This is a genomic window from Streptomyces sp. NPDC059861, from assembly GCF_042731435.1.
In the GTDB taxonomy this organism is placed as follows: domain Bacteria; phylum Actinomycetota; class Actinomycetes; order Streptomycetales; family Streptomycetaceae; genus Streptomyces.
In genome coordinates this window covers 49,914-65,387 of record NZ_JBHWJQ010000020.1, presented here as the reverse complement: position 1 = coordinate 65,387, position 15,474 = coordinate 49,914, and the positions used below count along the sequence as shown (strand labels likewise).

General features: G+C 73.1%; 11 protein-coding genes. 2 read left to right on the top strand and 9 right to left on the bottom strand.

From position 1 onward, the window contains the following. The first annotated feature begins 15 nt into the window (after positions 1–15). The gene (locus ACFV6X_RS19230) at positions 16–1,428 is read left to right on the top strand and encodes a xylan 1,4-beta-xylosidase (RefSeq protein ID WP_385384965.1); all 1,413 of its coding nucleotides are present in this window, start codon (positions 16–18) and stop codon (positions 1,426–1,428) included. A gap of 4 nt (positions 1,429–1,432) precedes the next feature. Here the strand turns inward: ACFV6X_RS19230 and ACFV6X_RS19225 are convergent, their stop codons facing one another. From ACFV6X_RS19225 to ACFV6X_RS19200, 6 genes are all read right to left on the bottom strand, one after another. After that, positions 1,433–5,101, bottom strand: coding sequence for a lipopolysaccharide biosynthesis protein (locus tag ACFV6X_RS19225; protein WP_385384962.1), 3,669 nt, complete (start codon positions 5,099–5,101; stop codon positions 1,433–1,435). Beyond that, positions 5,094–5,894 carry a polysaccharide deacetylase family protein gene (locus ACFV6X_RS19220; protein WP_385384959.1) on the bottom strand — a complete coding sequence of 267 codons (801 nt, stop codon included), beginning with the start codon at positions 5,892–5,894 and terminating at the stop codon, positions 5,094–5,096. The genes ACFV6X_RS19225 and ACFV6X_RS19220 overlap by 8 nt, the downstream gene beginning before the upstream one ends. After that, positions 5,887–6,885, bottom strand: a complete 999-nt coding sequence (locus ACFV6X_RS19215) for a glycosyltransferase (RefSeq protein ID WP_385384956.1) — start codon at positions 6,883–6,885, stop codon at positions 5,887–5,889. Before ACFV6X_RS19215 ends, ACFV6X_RS19220 begins: the two co-directional genes overlap by 8 nt. Beyond that, complete coding sequence (locus ACFV6X_RS19210; RefSeq protein WP_385384953.1) at positions 6,882–7,703, bottom strand: glycosyltransferase family 2 protein; 822 nt, start codon at positions 7,701–7,703, stop codon at positions 6,882–6,884. Before ACFV6X_RS19210 ends, ACFV6X_RS19215 begins: the two co-directional genes overlap by 4 nt. Before the next feature lie 326 nt (positions 7,704–8,029). Then, entirely contained in the window at positions 8,030–9,127 is a 1,098-nt protein-coding gene (locus tag ACFV6X_RS19205; RefSeq protein ID WP_385384951.1) for a GNAT family N-acetyltransferase, read from the bottom strand. Position 9,128: 1 nt separating this feature from the next. Further along, the gene (locus tag ACFV6X_RS19200; protein ID WP_365448287.1) at positions 9,129–9,563 is read right to left on the bottom strand and encodes a hypothetical protein; all 435 of its coding nucleotides are present in this window, start codon (positions 9,561–9,563) and stop codon (positions 9,129–9,131) included. 255 nt (positions 9,564–9,818) lie between these two features. Here ACFV6X_RS19200 and ACFV6X_RS19195 point away from each other — a divergent pair, with 255 nt between their 5' ends. After that, entirely contained in the window at positions 9,819–10,622 is an 804-nt protein-coding gene (locus ACFV6X_RS19195; RefSeq protein WP_365448289.1) for an SGNH/GDSL hydrolase family protein, read from the top strand. Between the two features lie 3 nt (positions 10,623–10,625). Here the strand turns inward: ACFV6X_RS19195 and ACFV6X_RS19190 are convergent, their stop codons facing one another. The 3 genes from ACFV6X_RS19190 to ACFV6X_RS19180 are packed head-to-tail and all read right to left on the bottom strand — an operon-like array spanning position 10,626 to position 15,419. Next, entirely contained in the window at positions 10,626–12,245 is a 1,620-nt protein-coding gene (locus tag ACFV6X_RS19190) for a serine/threonine-protein kinase (RefSeq protein WP_385384948.1), read from the bottom strand. A gap of 58 nt (positions 12,246–12,303) precedes the next feature. Continuing rightward, a complete protein-coding gene (locus tag ACFV6X_RS19185) occupies positions 12,304–13,917 on the bottom strand; it encodes a nickel transporter (protein WP_385384946.1) in 1,614 nt (537 codons plus the stop codon). Continuing rightward, complete coding sequence (locus tag ACFV6X_RS19180) at positions 13,914–15,419, bottom strand: tetratricopeptide repeat protein (RefSeq protein ID WP_385384943.1); 1,506 nt, start codon at positions 15,417–15,419, stop codon at positions 13,914–13,916. Before ACFV6X_RS19180 ends, ACFV6X_RS19185 begins: the two co-directional genes overlap by 4 nt. Positions 15,420–15,474: the final 55 nt, after the last annotated feature.

The following is a 15,474-nucleotide window of genomic DNA, read 5'->3' as shown; positions in this document are numbered from 1 at the left end:
TTACTGTTGCCCACGATGGGACGTCATGAGTGGCACACGGGGGCACGGCGGTGGCGGCTCACCGCGCTGCTCGGCGTGTCGGCGGCCGTCGTGGCGCTGGTGGTGACCCTGCTCGGCACGCTCCCCGGCGACGGCGCGAGCACCGCCGGCACCTCACCCGACGGCGACAAGGTGCACGGCACGCCCGTCATCCCGCCCGGGCAGCCGCGCCCCGACGTCGGCTGGGGCTTCACCCACACCCAGTTCAGCGCCGACGAGGGCGCCGCCGCGGCCGTGGGACGGGTCGGCGGCCGCCTCGAACGGTCCGGGTTGCCGCAGAACCAGCACATCATGGGCTGGGGCGCCGACAACCCCGAGCCGCTCAAAGGCCGTTACGACTTCGCCGCCCTCGACCGCCGTGTGGACTTCGTCCGCGCCTCCGGCGGCACCCCGGTCATCACACTGTGCTGCGCCCCGGACTGGATGAAGGGCGGCGAGGCCGGCGCCGGCGACACGGACTGGAGCCAGGACGCCCTGGAGACCGCCCCGCGGCCCGAGCACTACGCCGACTTCGCGGCCCTCGCCGCGACCGTCGCCAAGCGCTATCCCGACGTACGCCACTTCATCGTCTGGAACGAGTTCAAGGGCTTCTGGAACGACGCCGAGCAGCGTTGGGACCACGAGGGCTACACCGAGCTGTACAACCTGGTCCACAAGGCGCTGAAGGACGTCGACGAGGACATCATGGTGGGCGGGCCCTACCTGGTGATGGACAGTGTCGACCCACGGCGGACGGAGATCGCCTCCACCACCCTCCAGGGCCCCTGGGGCGCTCTGGACCAGCGTGTCCTCGACGCCTTCACCTACTGGAACGAGCACAAGGCGGGCGCCGACTTCGTCGTCGTGGACGGCTCCAGCTACACCAAGGACGACGAACTGCTGCCGGACGAGTTCGCCGCCACGGAGAAGTTCACGGCCGTCGGGCAGTGGGTGCGGCGGCAGACCGGCGGCGAGCTGCCGCTGTGGTGGGCCGAGTACTACGTCGAGCCCGCCGACGGCAACGACGACCGGCACGGCTGGTCCGAGCCCCACCGCCGGGCCGTCCAGGCCGCCGCCATGATCGCGATGGTCGGCGGCGGCGCCTCCTCCGGCTTCTACTGGAACCCGCAGGAGGAGACCGGCCCCGACTGCCCCGGCTGCCTGTGGTCGCCGACCGGCACCGAGGACGGGGGCGCCGCGTTGCCCATGTACGACCTGGTCGCCCGCTTCGACGCCGAGTTCCCGCCCGGGACGGACTACGAGGGCGTGGCCGCCCCGGCCGGCGTGCGTGTCCTCGCCACCGCCAGGACCCTCCTGGTCGTCAACACCCGCGACCGGGCGGTCCGCGCCGAGGTCGACGGCAAGCGCCTCGAGCTGCGGCCGTACGAGGTGAAGTGGCTCGAGCGGTAGCGCGTCACTTCATCGTCAGGAAGCGCTGCACCAGCGCCGCGCACAGCACCGCCAGCAGTGGCAGGGAGAACCAGAAGCTGCCCTGCAGCCGGCGCAGTTGCCGCACGCTCGGCCGCGTCGCCACCCGGATCACCTCCCGTGCCGACAGCAGCACCATCAGCGCGACGGCCGCGAGGGCGCCCACCACCGACCAGGGGGTCCAGGTCACCAGCGGTCCCGGTGGGCCGGGATCGGCCTCGGGGACGGGGCCGGCCGGCTGCCTGGCCAGGGCATAGATCGTCACGTCCGCGTTGGCGAAGACCCGCCGCAGCTCCGGCCGCCCGTCCAGGTTCCGGATCAGCCGGGGCTCCCAGGCGGCCGCGTAGCCGACATCCATGCGGAGATAGGTGACCTGACCGCTGTTGATCATCAGATACGCGTTGGGACCGGCGTCCTTCAACGCCTTGACCAGGCCCGACACCAGCGCCGGGTCGGCCGGCGCCTGCGTCGGCACGTACTCCACCTTCTCCATGTCCCGCGCGCCCCACGGCATCGCGGGCGTCACGGTCTCCAGCGGGTCGTCGCTGAGCCACAGCAGCCGCACGCTCGGGTCGTCGTGCGCGTACACGAACTCCATGGCGGCGACCTCGCCGGGCCGCACCCGCTCGAACGGCTCGTTGCCCCACCGCGCCACCAGGAACCCGCCCATCAGCACCAGCCCCGCCGTCAGCGCGGCCAGCGGGGCGAGGCTCGCCCGGTACCTGTTCCGTGTCCCGGCGGGCAGGCCGGCGCGCGGGAAGAGCGCGAGGCCCGCCAGCAGGGCAGCGCCGGGCAGCGCGAACAGGAAGACGCGCAACGCCATCTCGCCGCCGTAGGACTGCATGCCGAAGCCGAGGAAGGGCACGAAGGTCAGGACCAGTAGCGACCGCTCGTGGTACCTGTGCGCGCGCCGCCGCCACCAGCCCCAGCAGGCGAGGGCCAGCATCCCGCCGGCCAGCGCCACGCGCGTGTACAGCACGAGTTTGTGGGTGGAGCTCCCGCCCTCGATCCGCCCGGACACCGACGACGACACATTGCCGCCGACGCCCCCCACGCCGCCGAACAGCTCGTCGAAGTGCCCGGACCAGTACGGCTCGGCCATGAAGCCGATCCAGGACACGACCATCACGCCGAACAGGACAGGCAGCCCGCGCAGTTCGGACATGCCGAGGAGCACCAGGACAGTGACCACGCCCAGCATCACGAAGGGCGTGAGCTGGTGGGCCGGGACGGTCGCCGCGAACAGGCCGATCACGACGAGCAGCAGCACCGCCCGCTGCCGCCGGCCCGTCGGCTGCACCTCCGCCTCGCCGGGGCCGAGCCTCGTCCAGATCACGCGCGGGGCGCGGAACCAGACCAGCAGGACCGCCACCAGGACGAGATACAGCAGATAGGTGAAGCCCTGCGGGGAGAAGTAGTCCTGGCCGACCCAGCCGCTCAGCACGAAGATCCACACACCGGCCCACCGGGCGCGCCAGCTCGCCCGTAGTGCGCGGGTCAGCAGGAACAGCGGTGCCAGGTAGAGCAGCTGGACGGTCAGCGGCCACCAGCGGATCACCTCGGTGAAGTCGCCGACCCCACAGGCCTGGGCGACGAAGGCGGCCACCGCGAAGAACCCGGGCCAGCTCCAGCGCGCGTCCAGGTCGGGTACGGCCGTGCCGGTGCGGTCGATGTGGTCGAGGAAACCGAGATGCTGCCAGGCCGTGGCGAACCGGGGCTCGGTCTCGACGACGGCGGGCAGCGCGTGCAGCGACACGACCGTCGCCAGCAGCGTGACCAGCAGCAGCGTCCGGTGCTCACGGCCGGGCCACAGCAGCGCGGCGAACACCACGACCAGCAGCGCGGCGCCGATCAGCGTCGGGAGGGGCAGGACGGAGACCAGGCCCAGCCCGCCCATGCGGTCCAGGTCGGCCTCGCCCAGGCCGGACGCCGGAACCCAGTAGAGCAGCAGCGCGGCGGCCAGCAGACAGCCGAGGACCACACCGAGGGGGGAGGGCATCAGCCGCTGCCGCCGAGGGACCCGCGCACGCGCGTCCCGCGCCACCGTGCCCGCGACGGGCTCCGGCTTCCTTGCCGGCACCGGCGCTTCCACCACACTCACCCCCGTGGGCGGCGTCCCCGGCCCCGGCCGTACGTCCGGCCGCCGTTCCTGATGGTCGAAGTCGACCGGGAGGCCCAGCACGAGGGTGTCGCTGTCCAGCGCCCAGGCCGGTCCGCGCCTGCGCCCCGCCGGCCCGGGCGCCACCGCGACCTCGCGCGCCCCCAGGTCGGCCAGGTCCCCGTCGGGTGCCGCGCCGGGCGGGACGTCGGACGCGGCACCCCGGACGGTGCGGTACAGCCTGGGCGCGGCGATCGCCACGATCACCGAGAGACTGACGATCTCGGCGACGCCCGCCCCGGTCAGCCCCATCCGCGGCAGCAGCACCAGCGTCAGGCCGAGCACCAGCGCGCACAGCAGCCCCTGCAACCAGGCCAGCCCCGCGGTACGGCTCTGGGCGCGCAGCACCGCGAAGTACGTCTCCATCACCACCCGCAGCACCGCCCCGGCGGCGAACCAGCGCAACAGCGGCGTGGCCGCCTCCGCGTACCCGGCGCCGAAGACGCCGAGGATCCAGGGCGCGCCGAAGAACAGCACCGCGGCGACCGGCAGCATGATCCGGGCCATCCGCCGCAGGGCGGCCCGGGTGTTGGCGGCGAGCCGGCCCGGGTCGTGCGAGCCCTCGACGGTCAGCGAGGCACCCATGTTGATGGCGAGCAGGTTGACCGTGCCGCCGATGGTGGCGGTGATGTAGAAGTACGCGTTGTCCTCGGCGCCGACCTGCGCGGCCACGATCACCGGCACCAGATAGACCACGGCGAGCGAGAACAGCGATCCCGTCCAGTCGCCCGCCAGGAAGCGGCCGACCTCCCGCAGCGCCGGCGTGCGCGCCTGGTCCTCGGTCGCCCGCACGTGCCGGGGCACCAGCCGCCGGAACACCAGCCAGCCCAGCGGCAGCACCGAGGTGGCGATGGCCGCGACCCAGGAGACGAAGACCCCGGCCATCGGGATCGCCACCGCGAACGCGATCAGCAGCCCCAGCTTCACCGCCGAGAAGACGGTGTTCCCGACCGGCACCCACAGCGCGTTGCGCAGCCCGGTGAGCACCCCGTCCTGGAGGGTGAGCAGGTTCCAGGCGACGACGGCCACCACGAAACCGGCGGCCGGCAGCGGCGAATGCAGGAAGCGGTACGACGGTCCCCACACGTCCAGCGTCAGCAGGAACACGCCTGCCGCCAGCGCCACCACGAGCGAACTGCCCGCGTACGTACGGAAGATCAGCCGTCCGGTGCCACGGCCGGCGACCGGTATGAACCGGGCCAGGGCACCGGTGAGCGTCACCGCGGTGAGCCCCGCGAGGAGCTTCATCGCGGCGATCGCTGCGGACCCCTGCCCGACCGCCGCCTCGGAGTAGTGGCGGGCCGCGAGCAGCCAGTAGCCGAGGCCGAGTACGGCGGAGATGCCGGTGTTCAGCATCAGGGCGTAGGCGTTGCGCAGCAGCAGCTGGCCGCCGCCCGGCGACCGGCCGAGACCCGGCAGCCGCAAGCGGCGCCGGGGCTGCTCGGTGGGCTCCTTCCCGGTCGGTGCGGCCTGTGTGGTGGTGGTCGTGTCAGACACGGGTACGGGTGGCCTTCCGGCGAACCTGACGTGCTCTGCGGACCATCGCGTAGCCCTTGGTGAGGGCGCGGTCCCTGACGAAGGTGCGGGTGATCGAGCGGCCCTCGACGAGCCGCTCGAACTCCTCGATCCCGGTGCTGCGGCGCACGGTGACACGGCGCAGGGCGTACGGCCCCTGGGCGGGGCGGGCGAGGTCGTTGCCGACTGCGAGCGCCTGGCCGTACCCCGTCGCCCGCACCTCCTGGCGGACCCGGCGGCTGGAGTAGCCGTACGGGTAGGCGAACGACACGGGCGGGGCGCCCAGTTCGGCGGCGACGACGTCGCGGCAGCGGCTCAGCTCGAAGCGCAGGGCGTCGTCGCCGAGCTGGTCGAGCTGCGGGTGACTGTGGCTGTGACCGCCGATCTCGATTCCCGAGGCGGCCAGTTCGCGCACCTGGTCCCAGTCGAGCATCCGGTCCAGGCCGCCCCCGGTGTCGTGGGCGCCCGCGATCCAGCCGGTGGAGACGAACAGCGTGGCCGGGAAGCCGTGCTCGGCGAGCACGGGCAGGGCGTGGCCGTGGACCCCCTCGTAGCCGTCGTCGAAGGTGACCAGGACCGGGCGCGGCGGCAGCGGACGGCCGGAGCGCCAGCGCCCCGCGAGCTCGGCCGTGGTGAGCGGGGCGAGCCCCAGGTCGCCGATGACCTCCATCTGCCGCGCGAAGGCCTCGGGAGTGACCGACAGGGCCCGGGTCGCGTCGTTCGGCTCGGACGCGACCGCGTGGTACATCAGTATCGGCACACGCGTGTCAGTCACGTCCGCTGCCCCCGATCGGCGTCACCGCGAACGCCGTGCCGCTCCTGCGCGCCCGCACGCTGCCCACGACATAGCCGCCGGCCGCCGCGCACACGCCCGCGACGATCGCCCCCGCCCTGCCCGCGCCGCCCGGCCGGGCCAGCACCGCGTCCCGCAGACCGCGCGCCACCCCGGCCGGCAGCACCCGGGTCGTGTACCGGCGTTCGGACTCCAGCCCTTTCTGCGCGCCCACGCTCCGCGCCACAAGCGCCTTCGACAGGCCCTCGGCGTACGTGCGGGTGCGGAAGTAGCCGAACCGCTCGCGGCCCGACGGCACCCGGTGGTGGATCACCGCGCGGTCGTCGATCAGCAGCACCGCCTCGGGCACGGCGCGGGTCAGACGGATGCACAGCTCCGTCTCCTCGCAGCCCAGCGGGCGTTTGTCGCCGTCCCGGCCGATGCCGGTGGCGAAGCCGCCCGCCGCGTCGAACGCCGTGCGGCGGAAGGACGCGTTGCCGCCCAGCACGTTGCGGACCCGGACCCGGCCGGGTGGCAGGCCCCGGTAGGTGCAGCCGACCACCCAGTCGAACTCCTCCGGGAACCAGACCGGCCGGCGCCCCGACGCCCAGACGGGCACCGTACGGCCGCCGACCGCCATCACGCGCGGGTCGGCGTAGGACGCGGCGAAGTGCCGCAGCCAGTCGCGTTCGGCGACGGCGTCGTCGTCGAGGAAGGCGATCACGTCGCCGTGCGCGGCGGCGATGCCGGTGTTGCGGCCGGCGGACAGGCCGCGGGGGCCCGCGTTGGCGAGCACCCGCACGACGGCGTCCTCCTCGGACTCCTTGTACTCCCGGGCGAGTCGGTCCAGGAGCGCCGCGTTGTGGTCCACGACCAGGAGCGTCTCCAGGGCCGGCCGGGACTGCGCCCGCACCGAGTCGACGGCCGCGAGGATGTCCTCCCAGCGGTCCTCGGTGTAGACGCAGATCACGACGGAGATGCCGGGATCGCTCAAGAGATCTCTCCCCGGGACGAGTCGAGCATCGGCGAGGGGTGGTTGCGGCGGCGCAGCGCGCGCCGGTTCGAGCGCTCCCGCAGGATCACCTTCAGCACCCGCAGCCCGTCGCGCACCGCCCTGAGGTTGCTGGTGCCGTGGATGCGGAGGTACTCGTGGCTGGGGATCTCCTGCACCTTCAGTCCGGCCTTGACCACCCGGATGTTCATCAGCGTCTCGACCTCGAAGCCGGTGCAATCGAGGTCGATCTTGTCGAGGCAGTGCCGCCAGAAGGCGTTGTAGCCGTAGCACAGGTCGGTGTACCGGGCGCCGAACTTGCGGTTGACGACCGCGCACAGCGTGCGGTTGCCCATCTTGCGGATGAAGGTCATGTCGTCGGTGCCGCCGCCGTTGGCGAACCGGGACCCCTTGGCGAAGTCCGCGCCGGAGACCAGCGCGGAGACATAGCTGACGATCTCGTTGCCGTCGGCCGAGCCGTCCGCGTCGACCATCACGATGATGTCGCCGGTGCACGCCTCGAATCCGGTGATCAGCGCGTCGCCCTTGCCCTTTCCGCGCTGTTCGACGACCTTCACGTCCGGCCACAGCCCACGGGCGACCTCCACGGTGTCGTCGGTGGAATTGCCGTCCACCAGGACCACTTCGTGGATCCAGTCCGGAAGGGTCTTGAAGACGTACGGGAGATTCTCCGCCTCGTTCATGGCGGGAATCACCACACTCACCGGCGGTGTGATCGCCAGGTGTGTGGATATCGGCCGGTAGGCGCCGGCCGTCGTCGGATTCTGGTCGGCTGTCGCCGAGCCCAGAACAGAGCTCATGAGTTGGTCCCTCTCGTCCGGTGGACCGCCCACCCCCGGGCGGCCCGGCTCTTTGTCCGGTTCGAAAGGGGGGTTTGTACTGGCACAGCTCACCAGCCCCCGGATATGGCAGCCGGTTGCGCGGAACGGCTCGGGCACACCTCAGGCGTCTCCGAGCACGGCACCCCCCACCGCGCGCCGCTCCGGCACAGCACCACGGCCCCTGAGCCCTCCCCTGGGTCCCCTGTGATGATGGTCCGGTGCGGATGAGATGTATGACGGTATTGACGAATCACTCCTTATGGCAAGACCTGGGACCTCCCCTCACCTTTTAGTTGGTATGGCCGTTACCGGCGGCCTGACCGGATCTTGCCCATTTGCTTCAGCAGTTTGTCCGCCGGCTGGAACAACTCCGGTCTCGCCGCCACGACATTGCGCAGCGCGCGTACCGGCGCACGCCGGGCTCGATGCCCGAACGCCACGGGATGACGTCGCGTCACCCACCCTTCGGACACGAGAATTTCCCGTGTCTTCAGGGAATCCTTGTATTCCTTCGGTCCCCGCCCGAGATCGAGATAGGAGATCCCGTCGGCGGCGGCCCCCTCGGCCATCCGCAGATGCAGCACCAGCCCCGGGGAGTATTTCGAGTACGCCGGGTCGTACGCCGGGAACCAGCAGGCGAGCACCCGTTCGGTGCGCAGCCCGAAATGCGCGGCGATCGGTCTGCCGCCCGCGTACAGCACCGACAGGATCCCCGCGAACGGCTCCGAGCGGGTGTGGAACAACTGCTCCACCAGCCGGGTGATCCACTCGTGCGCGAAACGGTCGCTGCGCCCGGTCCTGCGGTACTGCGCGGACTTCCACTCCATCAGCGTGCGCAGCGCGGCCGGGTCCCGCTCGTCGTGGACGTACACGACCTCGCCGGCGTCCCGGCCGAGCTTGCGCTCCTTGGCGAGCGTGGACCTGGTGAACTTCGGCGACTGGCCGCGCAGCCGGGTCAGATACGCCTCGTAGCCCTGGTCGACGTCGATGACCGGGGACGGGAAGGTGCCGGAGGCGTGCGCCTCGAACGGCCGCTGGCCTTCCACCAGGTGGTCGAACTCCCATACGGCGAGCCCGCAGGCCCGCAGCAGCTCGCGGGCGTCCCAGGTGAACCCGGGGCGGTGCACCACGCCCTGTGCGTCGGAGACGCCGAGTCCGACGGCCCGGCCGACCCCGGCTGCGGTTCTCTGGAACGGGAGGAAGGCGGCGGGCTCGCCGTCCTCGCGGGCCACCGCGATCCGTACGCCCCGTCTGCACCGGCCCACGGCCAGCGCGAACTCCGGGGACAGGAACGGGTTCGCGAGCTCGGGCGCATCGTGCAGATGGGCCTTGGCCTGCATCGCCGTCCAGGCCGCCCGGTCGGCGGCGGTCAACTCGCCCGGGCGGTACACACTGATGTCCACGTCACAGGCCCTGTCTTCTCGCGGTGCGGCCACCTAGGCGCCGTACCAGAACCAGCAGGAGGGTGAGGGCGCTGAGGGCGGTCACGGCCACGATGCCGCCGCGTACCGACCACAGGTGCAGGGCCAGCAGGCCCTGGGCCACCAGCATGTCGACGGCGATCGCGCCCGCCAGCGCCACGATCGCGCGGCCGAGCGGATCGAGCCCGTCGAGTGCCGCGGCGATGGCTGTGGCCGGCGCCGCCAGCAGGAAGAACAACGTGAACGGACCGCGCAGTGGCGAGTCGGACTCGATGAGTGCGAGCAGCGCGCCGATCCCGCCGACGGCGGTCGCGGCGCCCGCGAGCGCGAGAGCCAGGTCCCTCCCCGAACCGGGCCGTGTCCGCTCGGCGCCGTCTGACGCGTCTGATGCATCTGTCTTCGCACGGATGGTCTGCATTGGCGACTTTGCCCCCTGAAGCGCCGGATGCCGGGCTTCAATGTCGCGCAGCCCTCAGGGAGCCGTCAAGACGCGGAATGCGCTCTCTGCGATCCGAAATTACGTTCCCCGGAGAGGGCGGTCCGCCTCCGGGTGACGGCCTGTCACATCAGGCCCACCGGTCTCACGGCCGAAAAGTTTTGGCATGGACACTTCCATTCAACACGCGTAGTTGGTACCACGGTTGAGGCAGAGATCCTGCTAAACGGAGGTTCCATGAGACGTTCCCGACTTGTCGTGTTCCTCGGCTCACTCCTCCTCGCCGCCACGGCCGCCCTCACCGGCGCCGCCTCGGCGCAGGCGTCGGAGGCCGCCGCCACCAGCTATGTGGCGCTCGGCGACTCCTACTCCTCCGGCGTCGGCGCGGGCAGCTACATCAGCTCCAGCGGCGACTGCAAGCGCAGCACGCGGGCGTACCCGTACCTCTGGGCCGCCGCCAACTCACCCTCCACGTTCCACTTCACCGCCTGCTCGGGCGCCCGAACGGATGAAGTTCTCGCCGGTCAGCTGGCGCCCGTCAACGCGAGCACCGGCCTGGTCTCGATCAGCGTCGGCGGCAACGACGCCGGCTTCGCGGACGTCATGACGACGTGCGTGCTCCAGTCCGACAGCGCCTGCGTCTCCCGTATCAACACCGCGCGTGCGTACGTCGACACCACGCTCCCCGGCAAGCTCGACAACGTCTACGCGACGATCCGCAGCAGGGCCCCCTCCGCCCACGTCGTCGTCATCGGCTACCCCCGCTTCTACAAGCTCGGCCAGGCCTGCCTCGGTCTGTCCGAGACCAAGCGCAGGGCCATCAACGACGCCTCCGACCTCCTGAACACCGCCATCGAGAAGCGCGCCCTGGACCACGGCTTCACCTTCGCCGACGTCCGCACCACCTTCACCGGCCACGAGATCTGCTCCGGCTCCTCCTGGTTGCACAGCGTCAACTGGCTCAACATCGGCGACTCGTACCACCCGACCGCGAGCGGGCAGTCCGGCGGCTATCTGCCGGTGCTCGACAGCGTCGCCTGACCCTCAGGGAGCAGGCGTAGCAGAAGGTGAGGAGGAGACCCCGCCCGTCGGGGTCTCCGTCACACAGGTCACGGAGAACGCCACGACCTCGGACGTGACCCGCACCGGCTCCCGGACCTCGACGCCGAGTGCGTTCTCGTACGTACCGCTCTCCTCGTACGTCGTCACGATCACCCGGTCCTGCCGGGTCCGCTCCCCGCCCTCCGGGAACGACAGCGTCCGCCAGCCCGGGTCGGTCACCCGGCCGTCCCGGGTCACCCACCGGTAGTCCACCTCGGCCGGGAGCCTGCCCACCGTGAAGGTCGCCGTGAACGCGGGCGCCCGGTCGTCCGGCGGCGGGCAGGGGCCGGAGTAGTCGGTGCGGGAGCCGGCGAGGCTGACGGTCACCGTCTGGGGCGGGGGAGTGGACGAAGGTGTCGCACTCGGAGTCGGGGTCGTGGCCTCGCCGCCGGTGGTGCTCTCCTCCCGCGGGGTCGATTCCGTCGGCCCCGTCGCCTCCGGCGCGGACGTGTCGGTGCCCCCCGCCGTCCCGCCGCCGCCGTCGCCGTTGTCGTTGAGGAGCGCGTAGGTCAGCCCGCCGGCGGCCAGCACCAGCGCAGCGATGCCCGCTATCAGTGCGGTGACGGCGCGACGGTCGCGGCGCGGCTCGGCGGTCGTCGTGGTGGCGGCGGCCGGGACCGGCCGCGGCGGGGTGGGGGACGGCGGCTGCCGGTGCTCGGCGATCGTGGGGGGATACGGGGTGTACGGCGTCGTCGGCGCGGTGTCCGCACGCCGGGTGCCTCCGGCGGAGGGGGTGCCCCCGGCAGCGACCAACCGCAGATCCCGCTCGGCCTGTTCGGGCGACATCCGCTCGGCCGGGTCCTTGCGCAGCAGCCCCTCGATCACCGGGGTGAGCGGGCCGGCCCGGTGTGGTGGCGGCGGCTCCTCGTCGACGATCGCGCGCAGGGTGCTCAGCGGGGTGTCGTGCCGGAACGGGGAGTGGCCCTCGACCGTCGCGTACAGCAGCACGCCCAGCGACCACAGGTCGGACTCCGGCCCCGGCGTGCGGCCCAGCGCCCGCTCCGGTGCCAGGAACTCGGGCGAGCCGACGACCTCGCCGGTCATGGTCAGCGCGGAGCTGCCCTCGACCGTCGCGATGCCGAAGTCGGTGAGGACGACCCGGTCGTCGTTCGACAGCAGGACGTTGGCCGGCTTCACGTCCCTGTGCAGCACCCCGGCCTCGTGCGCGGCGCGCAGCGCGGACAGCACCTCGGCGCCGATGCGCGCCGCGCGCCGCGGCGGCAGCGGGCCCTCGGCGTCCAACTGGTCCGCCAGCGAGATGCCGCGGACCAGCTCCATCACGATCCAGGGCCGGCCCTCCTCCGTGGCGACGTCGTACACGGTCACGACGTTGCGGTTGGCGACCCGCGCCGCCGCCCAGGCCTCGCGCTCCAGGCGGGCGTACATCCGCTCCACGTCGGAGGCCGCCAGGCCGGCCGGGGCGCGTACCTCCTTGACGGCGACCTCGCGGTTCAGCACCTCGTCGCGGGCGCGCCACACGGTGCCCATCCCGCCCTCGCCGAGCGGCGACAGCAGGCGGTACCGGCCGGCGATCACGCGTTCACTGCCCGGTTGCACGGACACGGGCGCCCCCCTTCGCAGCCGCGAGTGATGTGTCGTCTGATTTCTCCCCAAAAGTAGCTCACCCGAATGCCGTTGCCGCCCCCCTGAGCACCAATCCGGCGCCCAGGGCCACGACGACGAAGGCGGAACCAACCGGTGCGCCGCGGCGGACCAGCGCGGCCAGGGGGTTGGCGGTCCAGCGCGGCCGCCGGACCAGCGCGCGGCTCACTCCGGCACCGAACCTCACGACGGCGAAACCGGCGGCGGTCAGGGTGAGCGCCAGGCCGGCGCCGTAGGCGACGACGAGCAACAGCCCGAACCAGGCGTGTCCGAGGGCCGCGGCTCCCACGAGCACGACGACCGCGGAGGGACTGGGGACCATGCCACCGGCGAAGCCCATGAGGATCGTGCCGCGCAGGGTGGGGGCGACGGGGTGGGAGTGGGTGTGGCGCCCGTGGGTGTGGGTGTGGGCGTGAGGAGCGGCAGGGGTGTGGTGGCCGGGGTGCGGGCGGTCGTGTCCCCCGTGTTCGTGCGGGTGGTCGCCGTGGTCGTGCGGGTGGTCGTGTCCCCCGTGGTGGTGCGCGTGGTCCCGGTGGTCGGCCGCGTGTGCGTGCTCGTGGCCGTCGTGGCCGTGCTCCCGACCGTGCTCGTGCACATGAGCCGGGGCGTGCCCGCGGTTCCGGATCGCCCGCCGGACCAGGCCCGCTCCCGCCAGGGTCACCAGGACGCCGCTCGCGATGCCGAGCCAGGCGACCACCGAGGGGGCCGCCGCGGAGCCGCCCGTGACCAGGAGACCGAGGGCGACCACGCCGAGGGTGTGGGTGACCGTGACGGAGGCGGCCAGGGGCAGGACGTCCTTCATGCGGGCCCGGCCGCCGTGGGCCGCCGCGGTGGCCGCCATCAGCGTCTTGCCGTGTCCCGGTGCGAGGGCGTGCAGGGCGCCCAGGCCGGTCGCGACGAGCAGGGCGAGGGCGGCGAAACCGGCGGTGAGGTCCTGGCGGGCGACCAGCGAGTCCAGGGCCCTGGTCCAGCGGTCGGCGCCGCGCGGCAGGACGGACGCGGCGGGCGCGTCGCCCCGTTCCTCGGCCAGGGCGGGACCGCCGGGCCGAGTCCGCAGCGCGGCGGAACCGGTGTCGGCCGGGGACGACAACAACTCCTCCGGGTAGGCGGTCAGTTGGCGCGACACCGACTCCTCGGGCACGTCCGACGCGGTGAGCGTCGTACGGTCCCCGCGCGCGGTGACCTCCCGCCAGCCGGGCCCCGAGCCGGCACCGGCGCTGCGGAATCCGACGGTGGCGGGGTCGCCCTCGGGAAGGGGAGCGGTCAGTCCGCACTCCAGCCTGAGGGTGTCGAGCCCCGCCTGACCGGGCCGCACGCGCGCCTGGCTGCCGGTGACCCGGAGGGGCACCGAGCGCCCGTCGACGGTGACCTCGCTGTCCCGGGCGGCGGTGGCGCACCGCTGCCTCGCCCACCCGCTCAGGCCGAGCCGCTCGACGTCGGGTGCGGCCTGGGTCGCGGGGATCTCGGCGAGGTCCTCGACGTGGTCGACGCGGAGTTCACCGGGGGCGGCGACCAGGCCGTCGTAGTGGTTGACGGTGAAGTTGCCGAGCGGGTGCGCGGACGCGGTGCCGGCGGGGACGAGCAGAAGGGCGCCGGTGGCGGCCAGGACGGCGAGGAGACGAGGGAGCTTCACCCGGCCGCCTCCAGGGACTTCAGGGCCGTACGGGCCTCGCGGGCGCCCAGCGGGGAGAAGCCGGGGTTCAGTCTCAGGGCCGCCGTAAGGGAGGCGCGGGCCTGCTGTGCGCGGCCCGTGGCCAGCTCGATCATGCCGCGGTGGTACAGGAAGGCGGCGTTGCGGTAGCCGGTGGCGGTGGCCCGGCGGGCGTACGGCAGGGCCTCCTCGTCACGTCCGTTGACGTGCAGCGCCCAGGCGAGGGCGTCCGCGGTGTGCACGGTCCGGCGCCGGTCCCACTCGGCGCGGGCGGCCTTCAGGGCGAGCTTCGCGTCACCGTGGTCGGCGGCGGCGAGCGCGGTGTCGAGGTCGGCGTTGACGCCACCCGCGCGCGCGAGGGAGGTCCAGGCGTGGACGAGGGCGTACTGCTCACGGGCCTTGGCCCGCTCGCCGCCCGCTTCGTACAGCTCGCCGAGAGCGACGAGCGCGCCGGGCAGCGGGGCACGGGCGACGACCGCCTCCATGCCCCGCACGGCTCCGGCACGGTCGCCGTCCGCCGCCTGCGCGCGGGCCCGCCCCTCCAGGGCGGGAAGGTAGCCGTCGTCGGCGGCGAGGGCGCGGGCGTAGTGCCGCAAGGCACTCGCGTGGTCGCCCTGGTTCCAGGCGAGTTGGCCGAGCGCGGTGGCGATGTAGGCGGTGTCGGCCGGTGTGGCGGCGGCGTCGAGGGCCTGCTCGAGGACCCGGTGGGCGGTGCCGACGTCGCCGCGCAGCTCGCGCACATAGGCGTACCGCGTGAAGACGGGGATGCCCGGCCGCCGGGCGTCGGCGGTGCGGGCGGCCTTCGCCGCCTGCTCGTACCGGCCGAGTTCGAGCAGGGCGTCGATACGGCTGCACAGGGCGCGTTCGTTGTAGGGGTTGTGCTCCAGGGCCTGGTCGGCGTGCTCCAGGGCGCCGGTGAAGTCGTGACGGGCGGCGGCGAGAGCGGCCCGCCCGGCCAGCGCCTGGTCGTTGCGGGGACGCAGGCCGAGCGAGCGGTCCAGCGCCTCGTCGGCCTGCGGATAGCGGGAGGGGTCGCCGTCGACCCTGGCCTGTTCGACGTAGCCGAGCCCGAGGGTGGCCCAGGCGGCGAAGTCGCGCGGCTGCGCACGGAGATGGGTCTGGAGCCCGGAGACGGCCGCGTCCAGGTCGCCCCCGCCGAGCAGGGCGGCGGGGGACACCCCGCCGCCCGTCGTGGCCACGGCCCGTCCGTCGTCGGCCCGCGTGTTGCCGACCGCGATCGACGCTCCGGTGAGCGCCACGGCCAGCAGTACGACGCAGCCGGCGAGCTGGGCCCGGCGCCAGTGCCGTCCGTGCGCCGGGACCCGCCGCAGCGGGGCCACCCGCTCGGCGGTGTCCCCCGCCGCGGACGCGGTGCCGCCGGACGGGGCCGGGGCGCCGGCGCCCGCCGCCACCCCGCACTCCCGGGCGTCCGGCCTGCGGCCGCTCTCACTCTGCGGCGCTTCGTCGTTGGTACGCGGGACCATGCCTCTCCTCGGTGTGCCGGCGGGTGGGACGTCGATGGGGAGGCGCGGCCCGCGC

What these genes read in the sequence shown, in the direction of transcription:
- ACFV6X_RS19230 (WP_385384965.1), top strand. Translation starts at nt 16, where the DNA reads ATGGGACGTCATGAGTGGCACACGGGGGCACGGCGGTGGCGGCTCACC.
- ACFV6X_RS19210 (WP_385384953.1), bottom strand. Translation starts at nt 7,703, where the DNA reads ATGAGCTCTGTTCTGGGCTCGGCGACAGCCGACCAGAATCCGACGACG.
- ACFV6X_RS19200 (WP_365448287.1), bottom strand. Translation starts at nt 9,563, where the DNA reads ATGCAGACCATCCGTGCGAAGACAGATGCATCAGACGCGTCAGACGGC.
- ACFV6X_RS19195 (WP_365448289.1), top strand. Translation starts at nt 9,819, where the DNA reads ATGAGACGTTCCCGACTTGTCGTGTTCCTCGGCTCACTCCTCCTCGCC.
- ACFV6X_RS19180 (WP_385384943.1), bottom strand. Translation starts at nt 15,419, where the DNA reads ATGGTCCCGCGTACCAACGACGAAGCGCCGCAGAGTGAGAGCGGCCGC.